This window comes from Myxococcus sp. NMCA1 (genome assembly GCF_026810205.1).
GTDB lineage: Bacteria > Myxococcota > Myxococcia > Myxococcales > Myxococcaceae > Myxococcus > Myxococcus xanthus_A.
In genome coordinates this window covers 4,589,920-4,614,538 of sequence record NZ_CP113950.1, presented here as the reverse complement: position 1 = coordinate 4,614,538, position 24,619 = coordinate 4,589,920, and the positions used below count along the sequence as shown (strand labels likewise).

The following is a 24,619-nucleotide window of genomic DNA, read 5'->3' as shown; positions in this document are numbered from 1 at the left end:
CACGTGGGATGTGTCCGCCCTGGACGGGAGCCGGTGCCCTTGGCCGCCTGCCCGTCAGTGGGAGATGGAGGCAGGCGTTGTCGGACCGCCCGAGCGGAGCACCTTCCGCACGGAGAGGGCGCCCGCCATCAGCGCCACGCCCCGGAAGAAGATGCCGATTCCCACCAGCGTGCCCACCAGCCAGACGGCGGAGATGGGCCACTGCCGCATCACGATGATGCCCAGGAAGATGGACACGGCGCCGTAGAAGAAGTCCCAGCCCCACCGGGGATAGCGGTCCATCACCGAGGTGACGGCGTGGAAGAGCCCGCTGGCGAAGAAGTAGCCCGCCAGCAGCAGCGTCATGGCACCCAGTCCCGCCGCCGGGTAGACGAGGACGAACAGACCCACGACGACGGAGAGGATGCCGCTGAGCAGGTACAACCAGAACGGCCCGCCCTCCTTGCGCGTCCGGAAGGCGGAGATGACTTCCATGACGCCGGCTGCGGCCAGCATCGCGCCGAAGAGGATGGCCGTCACCAGGCTGGTGAAGAAGGCGGCCCCCAGCGCGACAATCCCCAGCAGCGTCATCAAAATCCCCATGATGAAGGGGCCACCCCAGGCCGCCGAGTTCACCCTCGGCCTCGTGTCAGGGGTCAGGATTTCCGGTTTGCGTTCATCGGTGAAGGCCATGGTGACTGCTCCCGAAGCGAGTGCACTTCGGAGGCCGAGCCGCCTCGCGTCTCGCCCGCCTGTCGGCAGGCGACAAAGGAACCCGGCACATCCATCGCCGAACATGGGCCACCGCGTTGGGGCCGACAACGCTCGCTGACGCCGCTCCGTCCCTCGCCCGCCCCGGCCCTTGGGCCGTCAGGGTGAGCAACAGCCGCCGCGCGGAAGCGCCGCTTCGTACGGGGGAGCCAGGAAGACAGCACCGGGCTCCTTCCGGAACCACGTCAACTGCCGCTTGGCGTAGCGGCGCGTCTCCTGCGCGGTGTCGTGGATGGCCTCTTCGCGCGTCATCCGACCCTCGACGACGGCGCGCGCCTGCACGTAGCCCACGCTGCGCATGGGCGCCGCATCGGCGTACCCTCGCGCCAGCAACTCGCGGGTCTCCTCGACGAGCCCACGCTCGAACAACATCCGCGTGCGCGTGTTGATGAGCCCGTACAACACGTCCCGCGGTGGCGACAGGACGTACAGTTGGAAGGGATAACGGTCCGGCGCGAAGGCATGGGCCTTCCGGAACGCCGAGGCAGGCACGCCCGTCTGCGCATGAATCTCCAGCGCCCGGATGACGCGGACCAGGTCCTGCGGAGGAAGCTTCGCCGCCGTCTCCGGGTCCACCTCCGCCAGCTTCCGGTGCACCGCCTCGCGCCCCTCACCGGCCGCCAGCGCCTCCAACTCCGCCCTCAACTCCGGCAAGGCCCCGGGCGCCTCGAGCACACCGTGAAGCAGCACGCGCAGGTACAGCCCGGTGCCGCCCACGACGAAGACAGGCCGGCCGCGTGCGGCAATCTCCGCGATGACAGCGTCCGCACGGCGCTGGTACTCGACAGCGGAGAACGCCTCCATCGGGTCCACGGCGGACACCAGGTGATGAGGCACCGCGGCCAACTCCTCCGAGGAGGGCTTCGCCGTGCCGATATCGAAGTGCCGGTACACCTGCTGCGAGTCCGCGCTGACAATTTCGCCACCAGCACGCTGAGCCAGCGCAATCGCCAGCGCCGTCTTCCCCGACGCCGTCGGCCCGGCAATCACGGTCAACAGTGGCCGCTGCGCTCCACCCTCACCCATTCGCCAACGCTCCCTGAATCACCGCCGCCGCGGACGCATCACGCGCGAACACCAACCGCACGGGCGAAACCTCCGACAGCAACCGTCCCGCCGCGCCAAGCAGCCCACCCCGCCCCACGGGCGTCGCCTCGGGCAGCAGGGCATTGACGAGCAGCATCCGTCCGACGTCGCCAGCGGCCTGCGGCTCCCACGTCGACACGCCGTCCCACGCCAACGTCCCCACCACGCGCAGCTCCGCCTCGACGGCCTGCCCCACGTTCCAGGGAGTCCCCGCCGCCCGCCACCCACGGCCCGGCTCCGGCCACACGGCCACCAACTCATCGGACAACACCTGCCCGCCCGCCTGCGCCCAAAGGCCCCCCAGCGTGCTCTTCCCCGCCCCCGAGTGCCCCGTGAAGAGCGCGGCCCGGCCCTGGTGCGCCACCGCCACGCCATGCACCAGCAGCCCGCCACGCCGAGCCAGCGCCCGGGCAAGCATCACCTTCAGCACCGTCTCCACGGGAAACCGTCCCTGCCCCTCAACGTGGGCCTGGAGGCCGTCGGCGGAAAGCGTCGCGTCGTAGTCCTCGCCGGCCAGGCGCAGCGTGCCGTCCTCCGTGCGGTGGACCCGTGGCAGCTCGCGAATGACGGGAGCAGGACGCGCCTGGGCGGGGGCCACGGCCACGAGCCGAGCCACCTCACTGCCCTGTCGCGCTGGGGACACCACGAACCGGGAGAACATGCGCCGGAGCGAGTCTCGCAGGCCCGCATCGCCGACTTCCACAACTCCCGTCCAACCGGCGATTCGCAGGCAGAGGGCCGCGTCCGCCGTGGGGCCTTCCCGCGGAAGGGTCAGGGAATGCACTCCGACTCACCGGGGATGTTGCACTGGGAAATCTGCGCCAGTGCCACGAAGGGCTGCTCCCAGAGAATGGCCGGCGCCTCATAGGCAGGGCCGGCGTCAGGAGGGGGCGGCGTCTGGAAGGCGTCCGAAGTCATGGGGTGTGCGAGCGAGGAAGAAGGGACGTTCTTCAAGGGAACGGGACTGGGAACGCGCAGATGCGACCATCTTCGGAGCCCACGTGGAGGCGGCTCACCGTGTGGTCGATGGTGGGAGTCCCGATACGCTGCGCACCACCAATCGAGACCTGACCGGAGTCGGAGCCATCCAGCAGTTCCAACTGGTGGACCTGTCCGTCGGAGCTGCCAACGTAGAGGCGCACGGCGCCATTCCGATTGAAGGAGAAGGCGCCAGAGGGAGACGCAATCGGCGTGCTCCACCGGAGCACCGGCGGCGACTGAGCGGGCCCCGACACGTCGTACAGCGCCACCCGGCCAGCCGCGAGGCTGGCCACGAAGCCCAAGCCCTGGGGCCGCACGAAGCTGGTGAAGGCCGGCGTGTTCGGCGCCGGGCGCGTGGTGACCGGCAGGCTCCACACGAGCTGCGCCGTGGCGGCATCCACGCCGTGCACGAAGCCATCGCTGTCCGTCACGAGAATCAGGTTGGTGTACGCATTGCGAACCAGGCTCAGCTCCACGTCGCCCACCGGGAGCTGCGCCAGCACCTGCCCCGTCAGCGTGTTCAGCACCCGAAGCGTGTCCGGCGAGCCCGCATGCGCGCGCGTCGCCACGAAGAGCCGGTTGGTGGTGTAGTCCACCACCATGCCACCCGCCACCATGCCCAGATTCCCGGGCTGGTAGCTCCAAACCGGCGCGCCGGTGGCGGCATTCAGGGCCACCACCCGGTTGCGCGAAGCGTCCGCCAGCCGCGTGGCGAAGAAGACGAGGTCGCGGTTGGGGTGCGCGGCCCGGTACGTGGCGTTCGCGTAGTCGAAGAGCTGCGTGACGGGGAACGACTGGATGGTGCCAATGGGCTGGCCACCATTGTCCCAGCGCCACAGCACCTGGCCGGTGGCGGCGTTGAGCGCGCTGGCCACGCCACCCTGGTCACCCACGAGGATGTACTGCCCGGACAGGCCATGCAGCGGCACCACCGGGAAGCGGCTGCCAATGAGGCCCGCCAGCGGGCGAGGCCGCCACCGCTCCGCGCCATCCGCCGACGGATTGGTGACCTGCGTGAGGTTGGCGACGACGGAGTCGTTGAAGGCGCTGAAGATGCCCGTGCCCAGCTCGGTGATGGGCTGCTGCGAGGCATTCAGGCCCACCGAGTAACACCACAGCGGCGCCGCGCCCACGCGAGCCCGAGGCGTGGCTACCAGGGCCTGCGACGTCGGCTGGTTGCCCGGCGAGTACCACCGCAGGTCATCCGAGTTGAAGACGCGGTAGTAGTACGTGGTGCCGTTGGTGACGGACGTATCGGTGAACGTCGTGGTGGCGCCAACGTCGTCCGCGTACACCACCTGGGCGTTGCCCAGATAGGCCCCCACCGCGTAGGTCAGCCCCTGCGTCGGAGAGAGGTTCGGCGGCGCGCCCTCCGCGCGAAGAATCAGCACGCCCCCGTGCACCGCCGGGTTGTCCCAGGCGAGCGTCACGCTGCCATCGCGCGCCACGCCCGTGAGACGGTTGACGTCCGGCACAGTGCCCTGCACCAGCGTCATCGGGGTGTCGATGCGAATCTGCGGCCCGCCATAATCGTCGATGAGGTGGAAGCGATGACGGAACGTGGTGGGCCCGGACAACGACGCGCCCGCCCCGAAGTTGGAATACACCACCGTGAAGGAGCGCTCGCCGTTGACCGGGATGCCCGTGGCGTTCGTCGACTCCCAGGTGATGCCCGTGGTGGCGTTGTTGGACGCCATGCGCCACCCGGTGGGCGTCTGCAGCACGCCGCTGACGGTGAAGTAGTTGAGCGCGGGCCGCAGCAGCCGGACCTCATGCAGCGGCATGGGGCCCCGGTTCTGGATGGTGTAGATGACGGACCGGTTCGTGGAGTTGGCGGCCGCCGCGCTGATGTTCGTCCGCACGCGGTGCTGCACGATGCGCCCCTGGTTTGAGTCCACCAGGTTCGATGTCACAGAGGCGCCGTTGCGTGTGGCATCCACCTGCCCCCGGAACCGGTAGTTCGCGAACGGGGAGCCCGTGAGCTGGTACGTCCAGACGAAGTGCGCGGAGGCGCCCGGGTCCAGCCGGGGAACGCTCGCGGGCCCAGGCCCCGACACGAGCGACGCGGCCGCCGTTCCCTGGAACACGGGCGCGCGCGGCGTCACGTTCAGGAACGTGTCCGTCGAGGTCGGGTTGGTCACCGTGAGCCGCACCCGCACGAGCTCATTGTTGAACGCGTCGTCGGTGTCCACGTCCATGGCCACCGGGAGCGCCCCCACGTTGACCATCCGCGCGTCCATCGCGGGCGACACGGTGTTGCCGTTCCCACTGACGCCCCGCACCCGCGCCACCAGCGTTCCGGCCGAGCCCGTCCGCACTCTCGCGGAATAAACGCCCGCGTTCCGGCTGGCGATGTTCATGCGGAACGGCGTCGGCTCGGTGTCCACCACCTGGAAGGTGACGGCGCCCGCGCCCGTGGAGGGTCCCTCAACCGTGGTGTTGTTGTGGTTCGTGCCTGTCCGGTTCTCCACCACCATCCGCGCGTCGATGTCGCCGCCAACTCCCATCACCCGAGGACGCACGTCCACCTGGGTGTACAGGCCGGAGCGAATCCAGCTCGCGGCCGAGGTCGTCACCGACGTGGTGAAGTCGCCCCCCGCGCACGTGTCACGCGCGAACGTCTGACTCGCGATGAAGCGTTCGTTGTTCTGGTCGTTGTTCGACGTCGGTGGAACCACGCGAAGAACGAACCGGGCCGACTCGTCCTGCCCCAGGCCGTAGTCGCCGCTGCCGTTGCAGGAGTCCTGATTGTAGAAGATGACCCACCGCTCATTGGCGATGTAGTCCACCGTCCATCCCGGGGGCGGGATGGACGCGAGCGGGATGTAGCCATTGGGCAGCGCGAACCACACCTCGTTGATGCGCCGGAAGAGCGGCGACCAACTGAAGGTGTTGTTGCGGACATCGACCGTCAGCTCGGAGGCTTCGTCCATCACCACCCGCGCGCGGGTGTCCCCACCCTGCGGCTGCGTGGTCAAGACGGCGGTCGGGGACATCGACTGCGCCCACCCCAGCGAGGGCGCCAGGAGCGCGGCGGCGGCGACGAGGGGAGCGGAGAACGGACGCATGAATGGAGCCCTCACGGATCCAGGGTGAAGGAAGCCGCCGTCAGCGGCGCCCCATCGAGGAAGAACCGGGCCTGCCACGTCCCGCTCATGCCGGACGTCGCCACGGCGGTGCCTGCCACGGGCAGGGAGAAGCGCACCGTGCGCGACTCGTCCACGCGTGAATCCACCTCCGCCGAGCGGCGCTCATACGGCAGCCCGGAAGGCGGCACGAACTCCACTGACACCGTGTGCCGGCCACGCACGCCGCTCACCGTCAGGTCCACGTCCACCTGCTCCACCGACAGCAAGCCCCGGCGCCCCTCTCCCAGGTCAATGACGGTGGCCGAGCCCCGCGGCACCACGGGCGGCGGAGGCGGAGGCACTTCCGGCTCCTCCACCGGCGCGGGCGGCGGCCTGGCCTCCGAACCCTCGCGCGGGGGCAACACGTCCGTGGGCGCCACCGGCTCCTGCGCCGGGGGCGCATGAACGGGGGCATAGGGCGCCACGCCCTCCGTGCACGAGGCCAGCATCACCGCCGCCGCCAGGAGCGCCAAACGCGTCCGCATCACCGCGCCTCCTCCAACTCGTCGATGAGCCCCAGCCGGGTCAGCTCCGAGAAGAACTTGAGCGTGTCGGTCAGCACCTGCTCCACGTCCCATCCGTGACGCTGGGCCACCTGCTCAACCAGGGCCCGCGCCGTGCGCGTCCCGTCGCACAGTTCCCAGATTTCAATGGCCGTTCCGTTGAGCCCACGCAGGGTGTTGCCCTCGGCATCCAGGACGATGAAGTCCGAGCCGAAGCGCTGGCCGGAGACGCCCTCGCGCCAGCGCGGCGCATGGTCCGCCGCGAATTCCGCGCTCATCGCGCACCTCCCCGGCCCAGCAACGCCGCCAGGCGCCACTTCACGGCCACCCGCAGCCGGCCCAGCCACCGGGGACCCCGGTCCCACCCCGTCTCCAGGACGACGCCGCCCCGGCGGACGCGCCGCACCCGCCCCAGCACGCGCGTCGGCGCCAGCGGTGGATCCTCCTGGGGCGAGTTGTCGCCTCGCAGCGCCACCGCTCCGGCCTCCCACCGCCGCAGTCGGTGCAGCACCAGGGCATGGTCGAAGCGCGCCAGCAGGACGTCACCAGGTCGTGGAGCCCCCTCCAGCGGCTCCACGCCGGCATGGTCGCCCGAGCGCAGCGATGGCCACATGCTGTCCCCATGGACGGGGACCCAGCTCAGGGCCGGAGGCACAACGGGGGTGGAAGTGTCGCGCGGCATCGCAGGTCAGTCTAGCCGACCCGACCTGCGCCCGCGAGTTCCCGCCGACCCAATAACCCAACGTTTATCAGGGGTTACGCGCCTACCTCAGTTTCTCAGACTTGGCAAGAACCGCCCGGAATACTGTTCTCGCCCCCACGAAACGCTATGCCGGAACGGCCTTCCGCTCCCGCACCACCCTGGCGACCTCGTCGAGCGCGACGGGGATGGGCTCGCCTCCGGCCATGGGCTTCAGCTTCGCCTGGCCGCTGGTGCGCTCGACCTCGCCCAGCACCAGGGTGAAGTCCGCGCCGCTCTTGTCCGCGCGCTTCATCTGGCTCTTGAGGCTGCCTCCGCGGGTATCGAACTCCACGCGCAGTCCCTCCCGGCGCAGGCGGCTGGCCAGCACCAGGGCGGCATCGTGCGAGCCCGCGTCCGCCACCGCGACGAAGACGTCTGGGCGCACGGCGAACTGCTGGCCGCTCTCCTTCAGCAGCAGCACCAGCCGGTCCAGGCCGCAGGCGAAGCCCACCGCGGGCGCGTCCGGCCCGCCCAGGCTCTTCACCAGCTTGTCATAGCGGCCACCGGCGCCCACGGTGCTGGCGGTGCCCAGCGCGGGGTGCGAGGCGATGAACTCGAAGACGGTGCGCGTGTAGTAGTCCAACCCACGCACCATGCGTGGATTCACGACGTGCCGGATGCCCAGCGCCGTCAGCTTCCGCTGCACGTCGTCGAAGTGCGCGCGGCAGGGCTCACACAGGGACTCCAGCACGTTGGGTCCGGCCGCGGCGATGGCCTGGCACTTCTCGTTCTTGCAGTCCAGGACGCGCAGGGGGTTCTTCTCCATGCGCTTCTGGCAGTCCGCGCACAGTTCCTCGCGGTGGGCCTGGAGGTACTCCACCAACTTCGTGTGGTACGCGGGCCGGCAGGCCTCGTCCCCCAGCGAGTTGATGTTCAGGGTGATGTCCTTGAGCCCCAGCCGCTCCAGGAACTGCACCACCATGTCCATCATCTCGACGTCCTGGGCGCCTTCCTTCGCGCCGTAGGCCTCCGCGCCGATTTGATAGAACTGGCGGTAGCGGCCCGTCTTCATCCGCTCGTAGCGGAACATGGGCCCTGTGTAGAACCAGCGGGTGAGCGGCTCCTGGTTGGCGATGGAGTGCTCGATGTACGCGCGCGCCGCGGGCGCGGTGCCTTCCGGGCGCAGGGACAGGCTGCGGTCCGCCTTGTCGTTGAAGGTGTACATCTCCTTCCCGACGATGTCGGTCTCCTCGCCCACGCTGCGCACGAACAGGGCGGTGTCCTCCACCATGGGCGTGCGGATCTCACCGTAGCCGAAGCGGCCGAACAGCTCGCGGGCCAGCCCCTCCACGTGCTGCCAGATCTCGATCTCCCCAGGGAGGAGATCGTTCATGCCCTTGACGCCCGCGACCTTCTGACTCACGTGATGGCTCCGATTCGCTTGCCCAGCCGAACCACGGCTTCCTCCTGGAGGCTGTCGTCCCAGGTGACGCGCTTGGGCTCGAACAGGAGGATGACAGTGGAGCCCATCTCGAAGCGGCCCAGCTCCCCACCCTTCTCCACCGGCATGGCCGCGCCGTAGCGGTGCACCTTGCCGGGCTGCCCGGTGTGCGTCGTCACCTCGTCGTAGGCCGCCTTGATGCGCGACACGCAGGTGGCGCCCACCTTCACCACCGCGCACTTGCCCGCCACGGTGTCCAGGTAGGTCACCAGCCGCTCGTTGACGCAGAACAGGGACTGCTTGTTCTTCACCGACGCGGGGTTCACCGGCCAGAACTCACCGGGGATGTACGCGTAGCCCGTAATCGTGCCACCCAGCGGCGCGTGGATGCGGTGATAGTCGCGCGGCGACAGGTAGATGGTCGTCCAGGCGCCGCCGTGGAAGGGCTTGGCGGCCTCGGAGTCCCCCAGCAGCTCGTCCACCGTGTACTCGATGCCCTTGGCCTGCAGGCAGCGCCCGTAATCCGAATAGCCCACCTGGGACACGCGGCCATCCACCGGGGACACCACCACCTTCTCCCCCGCGTCCACCGGACGCAGGCCGGGCTTCAGGCCCCGGGTGAAGAACTGGGCGAAGGTCGGGTAGTGGTCGAAGGAGTGCTCAGCCTCCTCCATGTCCACGTTGTAGGCCTTGGCGAAGGCGCGCATGGCGGCCTGATGCACCGGCGCGGGCACGGGCAGTCGCGTGGCCATCCCCACCACGGTGGAGAGCGCGGACTTGGGCAACACCTGCATCAACTTCATGAAAGTCTGGTCGTTCATATCGGCGAATCGGTTCTAGCGACCGGCGTCGGTCGCGGGTGCCGGACCGCCGTCGGGAGTGACGGGGACGGTCTGCACGGCACTCTTGGGTAACAGCGTGAGGACCTTCCCCTCTTCAATCAGGAGGAATGAATCCTGATGCTGGGGGTACTCCAGGCGGCAGGCGGTGCGGTCGGCGAGCTGCCAGGTCTCCCGCATGCCCCGTCCCTGCACATCGATGGGAGTGCCCCGCTGGAAGCACCCCCGGAAGCCCGCCACCAGCTCGGACGCGGCCGTGCCAGCCTGGGGGCCACCGCCAGCACCGGCATCCGGAGGCCCGGCATCCGGCGCTTCCACGGGAGCCGCGGGACGCGCCGACTCCTCGGTGGACGGCGCAGTGTACGAGCCCGGCGGCAGCTCCCGCGCACTGGCCACGGCCTCGTCCCGCTCGTTGGCGGCCGCCGCCATCCGGTTCCGTCCGTCCTTGATGCGCTGGAGCAGCTCGCGGGCGCCCTCGGCGTCCAGGCTGTCCGCGGGGACGCGCTGGAGCTTTGCCTCGATTTCTCCCACCTGCGGATCCAGGAAGGCGTCATCCAGCTTCTGCGCATACAGCTCGCGGAAGCGGCGGGCGGCCTCTTCGTACTCGGCGGAAGGGGCGGGAGGCTCGCGACGGCAGGCGGTGGGCGCCAGCGTGAGCAGCACTGCGGAGACGACGCCCACGAGGGGCCTGAGGGACGCTCGGAGGACCAGGGTGCGCACGACACGGGTTTATGTCATTTCCCCGCGCCTGTCCGCCTTTTGTGCCCCGGAACGGGCCTCAGACGCCCAGGAACAGGCGCTTGCCGAAGTTCAGCGCCAGGTCCGCGTCGAAGATCTTCTGCGCCGACGTCTCGATGTCGTACTCGACGCGGATGTACTCCACCGTGCGCGCGTCCGTGTCGCAGATGACGAAGCACGCCCGGTTGTCGTAGTCGCGCGGCTGCCCCACGCTGCCCACGGAGATGATGTACTTGTAGCCCCGACGGATGCCGAACTTCTGGGCCACCACGTCGTTCACCTCGCCATTGCCAATGGCGAAGGCGCGGCACAGGTGGCTGTGGCCGATGAACGTCACCTCCGGCAACTCCGCCACGTAGGGCGTCAGCTCCCGGGCCTGCTCCAGCGCGAAGATGTACTCGTACGCCTTCGGGTCGATGGGCGAACCATGGCAGAAGCCCACGTCGCCAATCCGGTACGTGTACGGGAGGCTGCGCAGCCAGGCCATGTTCTCGTCCGTGAGGACGTTGGCGGACCAGTCCAGCGCGTGCCGGGCGGCGTCGTAGTAGTACGAATAGTCCATCCGCCCCGCCACCGCCGCGTCGTGGTTGCCCAGCAGCGTCACTTCCGCCACCGAACGCACCAACTCACAACACGGGTTGGGCGACGCCCCGTAACCGACGATGTCCCCCAGCGAGACGAACCGGTCCACCTTCTGGTGCTCGGCGACGCGGAGCACCTCGGTGAGCGCCTCGATGTTGGAGTGGATGTCGGAAATGACGGCGATACGCATGCGGGGCCTCGGTCCGGTGGCGTGGGCTCAACCCGCCCAGCCGGCCTTCACCTGGTTCTGCTGCTGCTGCGAAATCATCTGGCGAAGCCGTCCCAGGGTATCGCTGTCCAGGGACTCGAAACGCAACCCCATGCCTGCGGGAAGCGCTCGTTCCTCCGCCTCCCGAAGCCACACCACCGTGGCCTGGGCCTGGATGTCCTGATGGCCCGCGGGGGACAGCTTCACCACCGTACGCGCCCCTCGTGCCAGGGGCGTGCTCGTGCGGAGGAACAGCCCTCCCTCGCTCAAATTCGAGATTCGCGCATAGAGCGTGACGTTGTCACCCTCGCACCAGCACCGAAGCTGGGTGGGAATCCGCGTGGACTTTCGGTTTTCGCTCAACCCGGAACCTTCTTCCGTCACCCGAATCCGCAGCCTAGGGACGGCCTGATTCCGCAGTCAAGTTCGAGGGTGGTGGAGCGCCCCACCCTTGCCCACGGCCTCATCGCTCCAGGGGGCCCAGGTCGTCGAAGTGGGTCAGCTTCCGGAACTCGGCGAAGCGGGCGTGGATCTCCGGCCGCGTCACCTCGCGCAGGCGCTCCAGGCTGAACTTCTCCACCGTGAAGGAGGCCATGACACTGCCCATCACCATGGCGCGGCGCAGCAACGCCTGGTCCAACACACCATTGGAGGTGGCCAGAGCGCCCATGAAGCCGCCGGCGAAGGTGTCCCCCGCGCCGGTGGGGTCGAAGACCTCGGCCAGGGGGAAGGCGGGACACGCGAAGATGTGCTCGGCCTCGAAGAGGAGCGCGCCGTACTCACCGCGCTTGATGACCACGCGCTGCGGGCCCATGGCCATGATGGCGCGAGCGGCCTTCACCACGTTGTGCTCGCCGGCCAGCTGACGGGCCTCCGCGTCGTTGACGAACAGGAGGTTGACGCGGGAGAGCGTCTTGAGCAGCGCGGCCCGGCTGCCCTTGATCCAGAAGTTCATGGTGTCGGCGGCCACCAGCTTCGGCGCCTTCACCTGGTCCAGCACCTGCGCCTGGAGTTCCGGGTGGATGTTGCCCAGGAAGACATAGGGCGTATCCCGGTACGACTCCGGCAGCTTCGGGGAGAAGGCCTGGAAGACGTTGAGCTGGGTGTCCAGCGTCTGCGCCTCGTTCAGCTCGTAGCTGTAGCGGCCCTTCCAGCGGAAGGTGCGGCCCGTCTCCCGGGTGAGGCCCTCCAGGTCGATTCCCCGTCCGCGAAGGAAGTTGAGGTGCCCTTCGGGGAAGTCCTCGCCCACCACCGCCACGACACGCGCGGGGCTGAAGAACGAGGCCGACGTAGAGAAGTAGGTGGCCGAGCCCCCGAGGATGTCCTCCTTCTGGCCGAAGGGGGTTTCCACTGAGTCCAGGGCAACGGAGCCGACGACGAGCAGGGACATGCGAGCTTCCTGGGGGGAGATGCCGTGAAATCAGGCACGGCGCTCCCCTGGGCCCCGTGCCCATGCCGGGTACGTCGTTTCCCGTTTTCCGTCAAGCGCCGAGCGGTGGGTTCAGGGCGTCGGAATGCCTGTCAAGGTGAGGATGGCCTTCAGATCATCGTCCGTGAAGAACAGGCCGCCGCCCACGAAGAAGTCGCGGCCCGCCACCAGGCGCCGCGTCGCCAGGTCCCGCTGCTGCGCGTTGAGCATGTCGTCCATGCCCGCGATCAAATAGAGGTGATCGAGCGGCTGGGCGCGCAGGCTGGCGCGCAGGCGGGGGTAGCGCAGCTCGTCGTCCGCGAAGTTGAAGGCATCCACCTGGAACCGGAGCGCGTCGTTGAAGAAGTGCAGGTCGGCGCCCACGCCGCCGGTGGACTCGATAAGGCCCACGCGCAGGGTGGTGAAGTACCAGCGCTTGGCGAACTGCGCGCTGACCTTGAGGCTCTCCTTCGTCACCTTCCGCGTCTGCACGACGGGGTCGCCCTCGGACGGCGGGTTCGTCTGCAACACCTCCGTCGTCACGCTGCCGCGAGGGTCGTCCACCAGCTCCAGCAGGTAGTACTTGTCCGGCTTGGGGATGAGCCGCACGGAGAAGACGTTCTTCGAATTTCCCTGCGCGGCCAGGTAGGTGCTCTGGATGCCAATCTCCGCCTGGAGGTCGGTCAGGCGGGAAGCGAAGCGCGACACGTCCTGCACCGTCTCGCGGAGCTCGCGGCCCACGGCCTCGTCGGCCAGGAGCACGCCGGCGGCGCCCTCCCCGTCCTTCACCTTGCGGGTGATCTCCTCCAGGTTGCCCAGCGTGCCGTCCAGCTTCTTGAGCGTCTCCTTGAGGCTGGCGACGGTCTCCTTCACGTCGCCTTCACCCGTGCCCACGATGTTCTTCACGCTGCCGAGCACCTGGCGCACGTCGCGGGTGATGAACTCGATGTTGTCGATGATGCGGGTGATTTCCGCCTGGTTGCCCTGGGTGATGCCGCGCACGTCCGCGGAGATGGCCTCGACGTTGCCGACGATGGTGTCCAGGCGGTCCGCGTTGCGGCGGACCGTGGCATCCACGGAGTCCGACAGCCGCACCAGGTTCTCCACGATGCGCTGGAGCGACCCCGCACCACGCTCACCGCCGAGCACTTCCCGCAGCGCCCCCGTCACCTCCTGGATGTCGGCGGTGATCTGCGACAGCGACTCGAAGACGGCCTCCATGCCCTGGGTGTCGACGACGCGGCGGATCTGCCCACCCGTCTCCAGGCTGGGGGCGCCCTCCGTGCCGGGGTTCAGGTCCAGCAGGTAGTCACCCAGCAGCGATTCGGAGCGCTTGGTGACGACGGCGTCCTCGCGCAGGTCCACGTCGTTGCGGATCTTCAACCAGACCTTCGCCCGGGTCCCCTCGAGCGAGATGTCGTCGATTTCGCCCACCGGGATACCGGCGATCTGCACGCGCCCACGCACGGCCAGGCCGGACGCATCCCGGAAATAGGCCCACACCCTCGTGGATTCGCTGTCGCTCAAACCACCTTTGCGAGCGAACAGGACGAAGGTGACGAAAAAAGCCCCCGCCGCGATGACCAGCAGGCCCACACGGAAGGGCGTGACGAGCTTCTTCACCTGATGTGACTCCGAGCGCGACCGGCCGGCGCGACTCTAACGTTTTGCATTCCGAGTGCCACATTTTCCTATGGCCCCCCGCCCTCCCGCCGCCCCGCGCCCCGGTCAGTTCTTCCCGAACCAGGTCTCCAGGAACACCTTCACCGCGGGGTGATCCGCCTCGCGGAGTTGCTCCGGCGAACCGCTGGCAACGATGACGCCCTTGGAGAGGAAGGCAATCTGGTCCGCCACGTTGAAGGCAGAGGAGATGTCATGGCTGATGACCACGCTGGTGACACCCAGTTCCTTCTGGGCGGCCAGGATCATCTCGTCCACGTAGTCCGTGGTGATGGGGTCCAGGCCGGTGGTCGGCTCGTCATAGAGCACCACCTTCGGGTCCATGACGATGGCCCGCGCCAGGCCCACCCGCTTGCGCATGCCGCCGGACAGGTCCGCGGGGAACCGATCCTCGACGTCCTTCTTCAGCCCCATCAGGTCCAACCGCGCGCGGACCTTCTGGCGGATGACGTCTTCCGGATCCTTCGTGTGCTCCCGCAGCGGGAAGGCCACGTTCTCGAAGACGGTCATCGAGTCGAACAGCGCGGCGGCCTGGAACACCATGCCGAACTTGTTGCGCACCCTCTGAAGCGACTCGACGCTCATGGGGACGATGTCCTCCCCATCGACGATGACCTGGCCGCGGTCCGGCTTGAGCAGGCCAATCATGTGCTTCATCAGCACCGTCTTGCCGGAGCCTGAGCCGCCCAGGATGACGCAGGTGCTGCCGGCCGGCACGGTGAGGTTGATGCCGGTGAGCACCTTGTGGTCGCCGAACGTCTTGTGCAGGTCGACCACCTGGATCATCGGCGTGCCGGACGCCGGAGCGTTGGAGGCCGGGGGCGACATCAGAAGAAGAGGACGCCCAGGATGAAGTCGAGGATGAAGATGGACAGGGCGCTGGCCACCATCGCCTCCGTGGTGGCCTGACCCACACCCTTGGCGCCGCCCGAGGCGTTGAAGCCCTTGAAGCAGCAGATGAGGGACACCGCCAGGCCGAACACGGCGCCCTTGAGCAGGCCCTGGAAGATGTCCTCGGGCGCCAGCCACTGCTGCGTCCGGGTGAGGAAGGTTCCGGGGGAGATGCCAAGGCCCCCGACGGCCACCACGTAGGCCCCGCCCATGCCCATGGTGTTGAAGAGCATGGTGAGCGCCGGCACCATGAAGAGGCCGGCCAGCACCCGGGGAACCAGCAGGTACTGCACCGGGTTGACAGCCATGGTCTCCAGCGCGTCCACCTGCTCGGTGACGCGCATGGTGCCCAGCTCGGTGCACATGGCAGAACCTGCGCGCATGGTCACCATCAGCGCGGAGAACACGGCCGCCAGTTCGCGGGTGAGCGTCAGAGCCACCGTGGGCCCCACCAGGCTCTCCGCGTCGAAGAGCCGAAAGGCGGTGGACGTCTGCAGCGCGAAGACCATGCCGGTGAACGTGCCGGTGAGCGACACGATGAAGATGGACCCCACGCCCACGAAGTCCAGCTGGGCGAAGAGGTTGACCAGCCGAAAGGGGCGCCGCACGCTCCAGCGGAACACGTCCAACCCCATGGTGATGATGCCGCCCAGGGTGCTGACGATGTCGATGAGGCCCTGGCCAAAGCGCGTGACGGCCTGGGTGAAGGGCCCGGGCTCGCGTGCCGGCTTGCTGGGGGTCTGCGTGGTCATGCGTTCGGGGCTACTCTTTATGGCGGCCCGGTGGCCGGCACAAGGCCCGGGGAGGCAAGCGACGAAGACACTTCCTCCCTTGGAAGCGATGCCGTTATGTTCCGCGCCCCTTTACTCCCATGCCCGGCGGCGTCCCCCGCAGGGCAGAGAAATAGACGAACGAACATGGCAACTCATAAGGTCGGCGGCGAGGTGGATGCGCTTTGTACCCGCTGCAAGCTCACTCTCGCGCACACCATCCTGGCGATGGTGGGAACGAAGATTGCTCGGGTGCGCTGCAACACGTGTGGCGGAGATCACGCTTATCGCGGGGCGCCTGGCGCGACGGATCGCCCTTCGTCCAGCACCACCCGCACCACGCGCACGTCCTCCAGCAGCTCGAGCGCGTCCGCGAAGGCGGAGAAGATCATCATCTCCTTCGAGGAGCAGCTCGCTGGCAAGGATGTCGCCAACGCGCCCCGCTACAGCCCGAAGGACACGTACAAGGTGGATCAGGTCATTCAGCATCCCACCTTTGGCACGGGTTACGTCTCGGCCGTTCGCGGCGACAAGGTGGACATCACCTTCCGCACCGACACCAAGACGCTGGTGCACGGCCGTGGTGGTGGCCCGGTGGAGAAGCCGGTCTTCAACCCGCCCAACCGGCAGGTGACCGGACCCGCGGACAAGCCCCAGCCCGTCGGTGACAGCGCCGAGCCGGCGCCCGCTGACGGCGCCGAGCCGCCCCCCGCGTCGGAGGATTGACCGGGGCCGCACATCCATCATGGAGGGGCACGGACGATGACACTGCGCGCGCTGCCCCTCCTGATGGTCCTCGCCATGCCGGTGGCGGGGTTGGCGGCCGAGCATGACGTCACCGTGTCCTGGTCGCCCGAGCGCATCGTGCTCGGCACCGATGTTCCGGTGACGTTGAAGGTCCAGGTCCCCGCCGGCACGGGACCCCTCCACGCCGCGGCATCCACGGGCACCTTCGCCTCGAACCGCGTGGAGGGGGGTGCTGTCCGCCTCTTCCAGTGGCGGCCTCCTTCCGTGCGTTATCCACAGGTGGCCGTGCTCCTCTTCTGGACGGACGCTCCCACCGCGGACGCGCCGCCCCTGGTGACGGTGGTGCGGCTACCCCTGGTGGGCCTCACGGAGCTCGATGTCGCCACGGCGGCGGGCGCGCGCGTCGAGGTGGAGGTCGCGAATCGTCGCTTCGGCCCTGTTCGGGCGAACACCCGGGGGCAGGCTCGCGTGCCTGTCGAAGTCCCTCCTGGCGTCCGGGAGGCGCGAGTGCTGGCCACGCGAGGGACGCTTCGCACCGATGCAGCCGTTCCACTGGACCCGCCGCCGGACTCGCCGCTGGCCGCGGCGCTCACGCCGCCTGCCCTGCCCGCAGTGGAGGGAGGCTGGCTACTGATGGCGGGCGAAGCGCCCCTGCGCGCCAGTGACGTCGACGTGGTGGCGGAAGGCGCGGTGGTCGCCCCTGCCGATGAGGACATGCCGACGACGCGTCCTCCGTCAGCGGTGGTGGCCCCAACCTCTGAGGAAATGCCGACGACGGGGCCTCTGTCAGATGCGGCAACGCGGACGGCCCCCGCGAGAAGCGGCTCCGCTCCGCCAGCACAGAAGCTTCCGATTGAAGAGGCTCCCCACTCGGCCGACGTCGGCGCCAATGCCCAGGACGTGCTGCGTGTTCGCGTCGCTCCAGCTTCCGGAGCCAAGCGGGTGAAGGTGCGCGTCCGCCGCCGGGACCAGGCGCACGCATCACACACCGAGGCTGGCGTCACCGTGCTGTCCACATCCGTCACCGCGCGCGCATCCGAGGCGGTCGACACCTGGCGGAGTTCGTTCTTCCTGCTCGCGGGAGGAGTGATCGCGAGTGGCGCCAACACCGGACCCTCGGGCGGTGTGGGCGTCTCGGTCCTCACGCCTTGGTGGAGGCACCGGATCGCGGCGGAGCTGGAAGTCGGAGCCCGCACCGCCATGTACGGAGGTCCGGTAGAGGCGCTCGGAGTGGTCCGCTCGCAAGTGATGGCTTTGCCCCTGCTGCTCTCCGTTCGCGCGGACTTCTTCCGCCGTGGCGCGTTCTCCCTCTACGGGCGGGCAGGCGCCGGTCCCGTCCCCTTCCACCACTACCTCTCCAGCGACTTCCAGGGCGAAGTGAAAGAGAGCAGAGTCTCCGGCATGGGCTTCGTCGCCCTACAAGCGGCCCACCGCTTCGGCCGCTGGAGCGCGTTGGCGGAGGCGCGTGGCGCCTGGGCGCCGGTGCACACGCCCTGGCTGGACAGTCAGCTCGGCGGGCTCGCGATGTACCTGGGCATGAGGTTCGAACCATGAACCGGCCCTAGGCTTCAAGGTGAAGTGACGGACGCCCGCAGCAACTCGCGGGCACGGGCCATGTCCCCGGGCACGGGCGCCTCCACGGCACGTGCCTCGACACCTGCCAGGGCAGGCCACTCCACACGCGCGGCATGAAGCGGCGTGCGAGACAGCACCACCGAGTCCCCTTCCCCGCCCAGGTCCGTCTCCGTCAGCGGCGCCTCGCGGCCGTACTGATGGTCCACCAGGAGCGGGTGCCCCAGGGACAGCAGGTGCACGCGAATCTGGTGCGTCCGCCCCGTGAGAGGCTCGGCCTCCACCAGGGACGCACGCTCGAAGGTCTCCACGGGCCGCACGCGGGTGCGCGAGGCCTTGGCTTCCGCATCCCCAGGCCGAGCCACGCGCATGCGCCCCTTCCTGCCGGCCACCAGGGGCGCATCCACCATTTGCGGCGCTTCGACCCGGCCCTCCACCAGCGCCACGTAGCGCTTGCGCACCTTCCCCGTCTCGAAGGCACCCGACAGGGCCCGGTGCACCGCGGCGTCCAGTGCGAACACCAGGGCCCCCGAGGTGTCCCGATCCAACCGGTGCACCACGAAGACCTTCTGGCGCCGCTGCGTCTCCAGCAGCTCCCGGAGCGAGGGGCCGCCTTCGCGCCCGGGAATGACGAGCATCCCGGGCGGCTTGTCCACCACGAGCACGCCGCCGCCCTCGAAGAGGATGCGGACGTCCGTCACTCGTACTCCGACGCCGGCACCACGGTGATGGGGCCCAGGCCCTTGAGCTGCTTCTTCACCGCGTCCGCCTTGCCCAGCACCACCACGGCGGGAGCCTGCGCGAAGCAGTACTTCTTCGCGGCGGCCACGACTTCCTTCGGCGTCACCGCGCGCAGCCGGTCCCGGAACCTCTCCACCCAGTCATCCCCCAGCCCGTGCAAACGGGCCTCGGCGATGCTTCCGGCAATGGACTCGTTCGTCTCCGTGCGCAGCGGGTACAGGCCGGCGAGGTAGGACTGCGCATCCGCCAGCTCGCGGGGCTTGAGCCCCTTCTCCCGGACGCCGCCAATCTCCGCCAGCGCCACGTCGATGATTTCGCGCGTGGACTCCGTCTTGGTGAAGGTGGACAGCGCGAAGACGCCGGCCGCGTTCATCGAGTCGAACCACGAGCTGACGCCGTACGTGAGGCCGCGGTTGACGCGAATCTCGTTCATCAGGCGCGAGGTGAATCCACCGCCCAGGGCGATGTTCATCGCCGTGGCCGGGAAGTAGTCCTCATGGCCCATGCGCATGCCGGGGCCGCCCAGCCGCACCTGCGACTGCGTCTGGTCCGGCTTGTCCACGATGATGACCCGCCCGCCCAGGGCAATGCGCTCCGGCGCGGGAATGGCCACGGGCGCGTCCGGCCCGCCCGTCCAATCCGCGAAGGCATCTTCCGCCGCGGCCGCCACGCGCTGCGGGTCCATCGCCCCCACCACGATGAGCATGGACACCTTCGGACCCATGCGCTCCTGGTGGAAGCGCACCACGTCATCACGCGTGAAGGTCTTCACGGTCTTCGACGAACCGCCCACGTCATGGCCGTAGGGGTGGTTGCCCCAGAGCGCGCGGACCATGGCGCGGTCGGCGATGATGGACGGGTCGTCCAGGTCATTGGCGAACTGCGCCAGCTCGCGCTCGCGCGCATCGTCCACTTCGGACTGCGGGAACGTGGGCTCGCGCACCAACTGGCCCAGGATGCCGAGCATCGGCACGAAGTGCTCGGACGGCGTAGTGAGGGCCACCGACAGCGTGTCTTCACTCACACCCACGCCCAGGCTGGCACCGACGAACTCCACCGCTTCGTCGATGGCCTGCGCGTTCAGCCGGCGGGTGCCCCGGCGCAGCAGCCGGGCGGTGAAGTCCGCCAGGCCGTGCTTGCCATCCGGATCGGTGGCGCTGCCCGCGCGAATCACCAGTCGCACGGACACCATGGGCAGGGGTCCGCGCTCGGCGGCGATGACCTTCAGGCCACTGGACGTGGTGCTTTCGTGCAGCGTGGGAAGCGTGAGGGCGCTCGTCGTGGCGCGTGGCGCGCCGCGCTTCGGCGAGGCCTTGCGCGCGGACGAAGCCTTGCGGGCAACGGGGGCCTTGCCTCCGGCGCGCTTCGCCGGACGTGCGGGGGACTTTCGGGAGGGGCTCTTGCGAGAGGCCATATCGGGAGGTTTCCTTGTACGGGCCGGGCTCAGGCTTCGGTGGGCGCGGGAACCAGCGTCACCACGGAGCGGTGCTCGGGCGCGAAGTACTTCGCGGCCACGGCCTTGACCTGGTCGTTGGTGATGGAGGCGTAGGTGGAGGGCAGCGTCAGCAACCGGCGCCAGTCGCCGAGCAGCGCCTCGTAGTGGCCCAGGGCATGCGCCCGGCCGCTGTTCGTGGCCAGCTCGCGCAGGTGGTCCGAGCGCAGGTTGTTCTGCGCCTTCTGCAGCTCGCGCTCGGTGATGCCCTCGCGCGCGACCTTCTCCAGTTCGGCGTACAGCGCGGCCTCCACCTTCTTCGGGTCGGAGTCCGGCTTCAGGGCCAGGTAGAAGAGGATGGTGCCCGGGTCGATGCGCCAGCTCCAGTCGAGCATCAGCGACACGGCCAGCTTCTGCTCGTACACCAGCGAGCGGATCAGCCGGCTCCCCTCCCCCTTCGTCAGCACGTACTGGATGACGTCCAGCACGAAGGTGTCGTCATCGCGCGCGGCCGGCCCCCGAAAGCCCAGCATCAGCGCGGGGGACTGCGCGGGGTGGCGGACCTCGGCGCGGCGCTCGCCCTTCTGCTCGGGCTCGGAGTTGAGAACCGCCGCGGGCGCGGGGCCCTTGGGGATGTTCCCGTAGTACTTGCGCACCAGCGCCAGCGTCTTCTTCGGGTCGATGGCCCCGACGATGTAGAGCACGGCGTTGTTGGGCGCGTAGTAGGTGCGGAAGTAGTCCTGACAGTCCTCGCGGCGGATGGCCTCGATGTCCGCCATCCATCCGATGACAGGCCAGCGGTAGGGATGCGCCTTGTAGACGAGCGTGCCCAGCTCCTCGTCCATGATGCCGAAGATGTCGTTGTCCACGCGGACGCGGCGCTCTTCCTTCACCACCTCGCGCTCGCTGGTGAGCGTCTCCTGGGAGATGCGCAGCGAGCGCATCCGGTCCGACTCCAGGTCCAGCACCGTCTCCAACGCGTCGGCGGAGAAGTCGTCGTAGTACACCGTCAGGTCGGTGGACGTGTACGCGTTCGAGCGGCCGCCGTTTGACTCCAGCGTCTTGTCGAACATCTTGGGGCCGTACTTCTTCGCCCCGTTGAACATCATGTGCTCGAACAGGTGACTGATGCCGGTGATGCCGGGCCGCTCGTTGCGACTGCCGACCTGGAACACGGTGTAGAGGCTGACAACGGGAGCCTGGTGGTTGGCGAGCAGCCGCACCTGGAGGCCGTTGGGAAGCGTGGCCTCGTGGACGTCGAACAGGGACTCGAGTGCGGGGTCCGCCACGCGAGTGGGTACTTTGCTCGGGGAAGCCTTGGACATAGGACCCCGAACCTAACCAGAGCGTGGCTATAGATCCACGACACCCGCACGCAGGGCCATCACCACGGCCTCCACGTGAGAGTTGACGCCCATCTTCCGGTAGATATGCGACAGGTGCGTGCGCACCGTCCGCCGCTCCAGCGTCATCACGTGCCCCACCTCGGCGTTGGACAGGCCCTTGGCCACGTAGCGCAGCACCTCGAACTCCAGCGGCGTGAGCGCCCAGGGGTTCTCCGGCTTCTTCTCCTCCTGGGTGGACTTCGCCTGGACGGACTGGAAGTAGTTCCAGAAACGCTTGGCGATGATGGGCTCCAGGACCGTCCCGCCCTCCATCACCTCCTGGATACCGGAGCGGATCTTCTCCGGCCCCACCCGCTTCACCAGGTAGCCGGAGGCCCCGGCCTGGATGGCCTCATAGACCTTCGTCTCGTCGTCGAAGGACGTGAGGATGAGGATCTCCACCTCCGGGGCGTGGCGCTTCACCCGCTGGGTCACCTGGATGCCGTTGATGCCGGGCAACTCCAGGTCCAGGAGGACGAGCTGGGGGCGGAGCTGGACGATGTCCTCCACCGCGGCCTCCCCTTCCTGGGAGGTGCCTACCACCTCCAGTTCGGGAAAGGTGGCCAGCACCTTCACCAGGTTCTTGAGGAGCTGGGGTTGATCCTCGACGACGAAGATGCGGGTCGGGTCCATGGTCACCGCCTCGGAGACGTGAACGAGTCCACCAGGACCTTGAGGTGCTGCCCCCGCTTGATGCGCAGGTCCAGCTCCTTGGGCTCACCGGTGGCGACGGACACCAGCTTGATGCGCCGGGTGCCCACCTTGACGGGGTATCGGTTGAGGGGCGTACGGCTGCTCAGCCGCGTGCCGTCGACGTAGACGGTCGCCGGCACATTGGTGGTGATGGTGACATACGCGCGCTGAGACTTCGGGGGAGGCTTCGGCTCGGGGGCAGCGTCCTCCTCGCCCCCTCGCGACGCGGCTTCTGGAGCAGGCGGACGCGCCGGCACCGGCACCGGCGGCGGCGGCGCGATGGGCATGGCGGGCGGTGGGCCCACGGGGGCTTCCTCGGCCTTCGCCTCCCGCGGGGCCTCCTCCGGCGCGGGTGCGGTATCACCACCGAGCTGCCACGCGGCCACCAGGAAGGTGACCAACCCCACCCCGGCGATGGCCGCCGCGATGCCCAACCGGCGTCCATACCGGTGCTGGGCCACGGACAACCGCTGCTCCGCGCTCACCAGGCGCCGGTGTACGTCGGATGTCGAAGGCAACGCCGGATCGGACGGCGGCATCGCGATGTCGTCACGCGCTCGCGCCGAGGCCGGCTGCACCGCGGGCAACACGTCCGGAATCGTCTTGGGCCCCTTGGCCTCCGCGGGAGCGCGGCGGACCCGGGCGCCGCGGCGACCTGGCGCGGAGACGGAGACCGAGCCCTCGTCATCCGCGGACGGCTCGGGCGCGGAGAAGTCCTCCACGACCTTGAGGCGCGGATTTCGCCCGATGCGGGTGTGGCCGCTCCCTCCCCCCACCGACGACTGCTGGCGGCGAGGCTTCGGCGGAGCGGCGCCCGGCGGAGCTTCCCACCCCTGCTCCAGCGGTCCGGCGGGAGCGGGCCCGGTGTCATCTTCCCCCGGCGCGGCGGTGGCGTCGGAGGCGGACACGCCCGAGGGCGCCCGCACCCGCGTGGCCACGTCCGCCACGTCCCGCTCGTACAGCTCCGGGCGGTACTCCTCGAACGCGGGCTCGGAGGCCTGCTGCGTCTCCGCGTTGGCCTCGTCCTCGGTCAGCGCGCGGCTGTATGGGGCGCGCTGAACCACGGACTTCTCGAGTTCCTCCGCGCGCAGGTCGTCCATCTCCGCGCCGGAGATGGGCTCCAGCGTGAAGGGCTCCTTGAACGGCGGGGGCCCCGAGCTGACGAGGCTCATCTCGTTGGGGAACAGCTCCCGCACGAAGCGGCGAACGTCGTCCGCCGAGGGCATGCCGCCGCTGGCCGCGAGCTGATTGCGAAGCGACGTGGCGAACTCGCCACAGGAGCGGAAGCGGCGCTGGGGCGTGGGCTCCAGCGCGCGGAGGATGAGCGGGTCCAGCCGTGAATTGATGCGCCGGTCCACGCGGCTGGGCGGCGGCAAGGCCTCGCTGCGCCGCGTGGACACCCCGCCGCTGCCGGGCACCACGGGCTCACGCTGGGTGAGCAGCTCGTAGGCGATGGCGCCGAGCGAGTAGATGTCCGACTGCGCGGAGTGCGGCTCGCCCCGCGTGACTTCCGGCGCGCGGTACGTGCCGCGGCCCCGGTGGCCAAACGACTTGCGCAGCTGGGGCACGGCCATGAGGGCGCGTAGCGCGCCGAAGTCGCACACCGCGGGCAGGCCGTCATGCGACAGCACCACGTTGCCCGGGGTGATGGCGCCGTGCACCACGCCCGCCTCATGCGCCTGATGCAGGGCCTCCAGGAGCTGGATGATGATGTGGAGCGCCACGGTGGGCGGCAGCACCACGTCCTTGGAGTGCAGGCGCTGGAGCGCGGTGCCCAGGGTGAAGCCGTCCACGTCCTCGCGGACCACGGCCAGGCGCTGGCGGATGACGCCCAGGTCCACGACGTGGAGGATGCCCGGGTGCCGCACGGGCTGGAGCAGCCGCGTCGTCTCCGCCAGGTCATGGGCGTAGGCCGGATCGGACGTCCTGGGGTGGAAGAGCTTCACCACCACGGGGATGCCGGGGAGCTCGATGCCCTGATACAGCTCGGCCAGCTCCCCGCCTTCCACCTTGCTCGTCAGCCGATACGTGGCCGTCATCGCTTCTTTCGCGCCGGACGTCGCCGCGTGACGGCGGAAAAGACGAAGCCACACCACACGCACGACTCACCGCGGCGGCCACGCGGCAGCTCCAGCGTGCACCCCGGGCAGCGGGGACGGGCCCGGACCGGGCGCTCGGCCGTACGCTGGGCGGTTCCTCGCGCGGCGGGCTCGGTGGCGGCGACTTTCAGACGCAACCGGGCCTCCAGGCGGCGAACCCGATCTTCGAGCGCGGCGATCCGGGCGGACAGGCGAGCTTGAACCGCCTCGGGGGCCTCCGAGGGCTGTCGTCGGGTGGGCGAGCGCATCGCAGACCCTGGAGC

At 69.1% G+C, this 24,619-nt stretch carries 24 protein-coding genes; 2 read left to right on the top strand and 22 right to left on the bottom strand.

Translation table 11 applies throughout. The features are described 5' to 3' along the window. Positions 1-54: 54 nt before the first annotated feature. The 17 genes from OZ403_RS19385 to OZ403_RS19305 all read right to left on the bottom strand — a co-directional run bounded on the left by OZ403_RS19385 (position 55) and on the right by OZ403_RS19305 (position 15,669). Complete coding sequence (locus OZ403_RS19385; protein WP_328285537.1) at positions 55-615, bottom strand: HdeD family acid-resistance protein; 561 nt, start codon at positions 613-615, stop codon at positions 55-57. Between the two features lie 234 nt (positions 616-849). Beyond that, on the bottom strand, positions 850-1,776 hold the full coding sequence (gene miaA, locus OZ403_RS19380) for a tRNA (adenosine(37)-N6)-dimethylallyltransferase MiaA (RefSeq protein ID WP_140798503.1): 927 nt from the start codon (positions 1,774-1,776) through the stop codon (positions 850-852). Beyond that, positions 1,769-2,620: a hypothetical protein gene (locus OZ403_RS19375; RefSeq protein ID WP_268784811.1), complete on the bottom strand. Its 852-nt coding sequence runs from the start codon at positions 2,618-2,620 to the stop codon at positions 1,769-1,771. The genes miaA and OZ403_RS19375 overlap by 8 nt, the downstream gene beginning before the upstream one ends. Beyond that, positions 2,608-2,754 carry a hypothetical protein gene (locus OZ403_RS19370; RefSeq protein ID WP_174258830.1) on the bottom strand — a complete coding sequence of 49 codons (147 nt, stop codon included), beginning with the start codon at positions 2,752-2,754 and terminating at the stop codon, positions 2,608-2,610. Before OZ403_RS19370 ends, OZ403_RS19375 begins: the two co-directional genes overlap by 13 nt. A 32-nt stretch (positions 2,755-2,786) precedes the next feature. Next, entirely contained in the window at positions 2,787-5,885 is a 3,099-nt protein-coding gene (locus tag OZ403_RS19365) for an outer membrane protein assembly factor BamB family protein (RefSeq protein WP_268784810.1), read from the bottom strand. 11 nt (positions 5,886-5,896) lie between these two features. After that, positions 5,897-6,430, bottom strand: coding sequence for a hypothetical protein (locus OZ403_RS19360; protein WP_174258829.1), 534 nt, complete (start codon positions 6,428-6,430; stop codon positions 5,897-5,899). Next, complete coding sequence (locus OZ403_RS19355) at positions 6,430-6,726, bottom strand: PqqD family protein (protein ID WP_140798500.1); 297 nt, start codon at positions 6,724-6,726, stop codon at positions 6,430-6,432. Before OZ403_RS19355 ends, OZ403_RS19360 begins: the two co-directional genes overlap by 1 nt. After that, on the bottom strand, positions 6,723-7,061 hold the full coding sequence (locus tag OZ403_RS19350) for a S24/S26 family peptidase (RefSeq protein WP_174258828.1): 339 nt from the start codon (positions 7,059-7,061) through the stop codon (positions 6,723-6,725). Before OZ403_RS19350 ends, OZ403_RS19355 begins: the two co-directional genes overlap by 4 nt. Positions 7,062-7,275: 214 nt before the next feature. Then, entirely contained in the window at positions 7,276-8,523 is a 1,248-nt protein-coding gene (gene hisS, locus OZ403_RS19345; RefSeq protein WP_328285542.1) for a histidine--tRNA ligase, read from the bottom strand. Positions 8,524-8,549: 26 nt separating this feature from the next. After that, the gene (gene asd, locus OZ403_RS19340) at positions 8,550-9,392 is read right to left on the bottom strand and encodes an archaetidylserine decarboxylase (protein WP_140798498.1); all 843 of its coding nucleotides are present in this window, start codon (positions 9,390-9,392) and stop codon (positions 8,550-8,552) included. 15 nt (positions 9,393-9,407) lie between these two features. Further along, positions 9,408-10,130, bottom strand: a complete 723-nt coding sequence (locus OZ403_RS19335) for a hypothetical protein (protein WP_140791846.1) — start codon at positions 10,128-10,130, stop codon at positions 9,408-9,410. 58 nt (positions 10,131-10,188) lie between these two features. Beyond that, positions 10,189-10,920, bottom strand: coding sequence for a metallophosphoesterase family protein (locus OZ403_RS19330; RefSeq protein ID WP_002640070.1), 732 nt, complete (start codon positions 10,918-10,920; stop codon positions 10,189-10,191). Positions 10,921-10,947: 27 nt separating this feature from the next. After that, on the bottom strand, positions 10,948-11,301 hold the full coding sequence (locus OZ403_RS19325; protein ID WP_217917601.1) for a TIGR02266 family protein: 354 nt from the start codon (positions 11,299-11,301) through the stop codon (positions 10,948-10,950). A gap of 100 nt (positions 11,302-11,401) precedes the next feature. Next, the gene (locus OZ403_RS19320; RefSeq protein ID WP_140791845.1) at positions 11,402-12,328 is read right to left on the bottom strand and encodes a PfkB family carbohydrate kinase; all 927 of its coding nucleotides are present in this window, start codon (positions 12,326-12,328) and stop codon (positions 11,402-11,404) included. 111 nt (positions 12,329-12,439) lie between these two features. Then, positions 12,440-13,969 (bottom strand): MlaD family protein, encoded by a 1,530-nt coding sequence (locus OZ403_RS19315; RefSeq protein WP_140791843.1) that lies wholly within the window; start codon positions 13,967-13,969, stop codon positions 12,440-12,442. A gap of 105 nt (positions 13,970-14,074) precedes the next feature. Continuing rightward, positions 14,075-14,812: an ABC transporter ATP-binding protein gene (locus tag OZ403_RS19310; protein WP_140800708.1), complete on the bottom strand. Its 738-nt coding sequence runs from the start codon at positions 14,810-14,812 to the stop codon at positions 14,075-14,077. A 41-nt stretch (positions 14,813-14,853) separates the two neighbouring features. Next, positions 14,854-15,669, bottom strand: a complete 816-nt coding sequence (locus tag OZ403_RS19305; protein ID WP_140791842.1) for an MlaE family ABC transporter permease — start codon at positions 15,667-15,669, stop codon at positions 14,854-14,856. Between the two features lie 30 nt (positions 15,670-15,699). On the opposite strand from OZ403_RS19305, the gene OZ403_RS19300 reads away from it, so the two are divergent. Together OZ403_RS19300 and OZ403_RS19295 are read left to right on the top strand one after the other, a co-directional pair. Then, complete coding sequence (locus tag OZ403_RS19300; RefSeq protein WP_140791840.1) at positions 15,700-16,413, top strand: hypothetical protein; 714 nt, start codon at positions 15,700-15,702, stop codon at positions 16,411-16,413. Between the two features lie 36 nt (positions 16,414-16,449). Next, on the top strand, positions 16,450-17,988 hold the full coding sequence (locus OZ403_RS19295; protein ID WP_268784809.1) for a hypothetical protein: 1,539 nt from the start codon (positions 16,450-16,452) through the stop codon (positions 17,986-17,988). A 14-nt stretch (positions 17,989-18,002) separates the two neighbouring features. Here the strand turns inward: OZ403_RS19295 and OZ403_RS19290 are convergent, their stop codons facing one another. From OZ403_RS19290 to OZ403_RS19270, 5 genes are read right to left on the bottom strand one after another with little or no spacing between them, the layout of a single operon-like run. Continuing rightward, the gene (locus OZ403_RS19290; RefSeq protein WP_268784808.1) at positions 18,003-18,707 is read right to left on the bottom strand and encodes an RluA family pseudouridine synthase; all 705 of its coding nucleotides are present in this window, start codon (positions 18,705-18,707) and stop codon (positions 18,003-18,005) included. Continuing rightward, positions 18,704-20,161, bottom strand: coding sequence for a M16 family metallopeptidase (locus OZ403_RS19285; protein ID WP_140791835.1), 1,458 nt, complete (start codon positions 20,159-20,161; stop codon positions 18,704-18,706). The genes OZ403_RS19290 and OZ403_RS19285 overlap by 4 nt, the downstream gene beginning before the upstream one ends. 29 nt (positions 20,162-20,190) lie before the next feature. Further along, positions 20,191-21,504, bottom strand: coding sequence for a M16 family metallopeptidase (locus OZ403_RS19280; protein ID WP_140791833.1), 1,314 nt, complete (start codon positions 21,502-21,504; stop codon positions 20,191-20,193). Positions 21,505-21,531: 27 nt separating this feature from the next. Further along, entirely contained in the window at positions 21,532-22,197 is a 666-nt protein-coding gene (locus OZ403_RS19275) for a response regulator (protein WP_268784807.1), read from the bottom strand. A gap of 2 nt (positions 22,198-22,199) precedes the next feature. Beyond that, a complete protein-coding gene (locus OZ403_RS19270; protein WP_268784806.1) occupies positions 22,200-24,296 on the bottom strand; it encodes a serine/threonine-protein kinase in 2,097 nt (698 codons plus the stop codon). Positions 24,297-24,619: the final 323 nt, after the last annotated feature.

Coding starts and splice junctions, on each gene's coding strand:
- miaA (WP_140798503.1), bottom strand. CDS start 1,776: ATGGGTGAGGGTGGAGCGCAGCGGCCACTGTTGACCGTGATTGCCGGG.
- OZ403_RS19370 (WP_174258830.1), bottom strand. CDS start 2,754: ATGACTTCGGACGCCTTCCAGACGCCGCCCCCTCCTGACGCCGGCCCT.
- OZ403_RS19365 (WP_268784810.1), bottom strand. CDS start 5,885: ATGCGTCCGTTCTCCGCTCCCCTCGTCGCCGCCGCCGCGCTCCTGGCG.
- OZ403_RS19360 (WP_174258829.1), bottom strand. CDS start 6,430: ATGCGGACGCGTTTGGCGCTCCTGGCGGCGGCGGTGATGCTGGCCTCG.
- OZ403_RS19355 (WP_140798500.1), bottom strand. CDS start 6,726: ATGAGCGCGGAATTCGCGGCGGACCATGCGCCGCGCTGGCGCGAGGGC.
- OZ403_RS19350 (WP_174258828.1), bottom strand. CDS start 7,061: ATGTGGCCATCGCTGCGCTCGGGCGACCATGCCGGCGTGGAGCCGCTG.
- hisS (WP_328285542.1), bottom strand. CDS start 8,523: ATGAACGATCTCCTCCCTGGGGAGATCGAGATCTGGCAGCACGTGGAG.
- asd (WP_140798498.1), bottom strand. CDS start 9,392: ATGAACGACCAGACTTTCATGAAGTTGATGCAGGTGTTGCCCAAGTCC.
- OZ403_RS19330 (WP_002640070.1), bottom strand. CDS start 10,920: ATGCGTATCGCCGTCATTTCCGACATCCACTCCAACATCGAGGCGCTC.
- OZ403_RS19320 (WP_140791845.1), bottom strand. CDS start 12,328: ATGTCCCTGCTCGTCGTCGGCTCCGTTGCCCTGGACTCAGTGGAAACC.
- OZ403_RS19310 (WP_140800708.1), bottom strand. CDS start 14,812: ATGATCCAGGTGGTCGACCTGCACAAGACGTTCGGCGACCACAAGGTG.
- OZ403_RS19305 (WP_140791842.1), bottom strand. CDS start 15,669: ATGACCACGCAGACCCCCAGCAAGCCGGCACGCGAGCCCGGGCCCTTC.
- OZ403_RS19295 (WP_268784809.1), top strand. CDS start 16,450: ATGACACTGCGCGCGCTGCCCCTCCTGATGGTCCTCGCCATGCCGGTG.
- OZ403_RS19285 (WP_140791835.1), bottom strand. CDS start 20,161: ATGGCCTCTCGCAAGAGCCCCTCCCGAAAGTCCCCCGCACGTCCGGCG.
- OZ403_RS19280 (WP_140791833.1), bottom strand. CDS start 21,504: ATGTCCAAGGCTTCCCCGAGCAAAGTACCCACTCGCGTGGCGGACCCC.
- OZ403_RS19275 (WP_268784807.1), bottom strand. CDS start 22,197: ATGGACCCGACCCGCATCTTCGTCGTCGAGGATCAACCCCAGCTCCTC.
- OZ403_RS19270 (WP_268784806.1), bottom strand. CDS start 24,296: ATGACGGCCACGTATCGGCTGACGAGCAAGGTGGAAGGCGGGGAGCTG.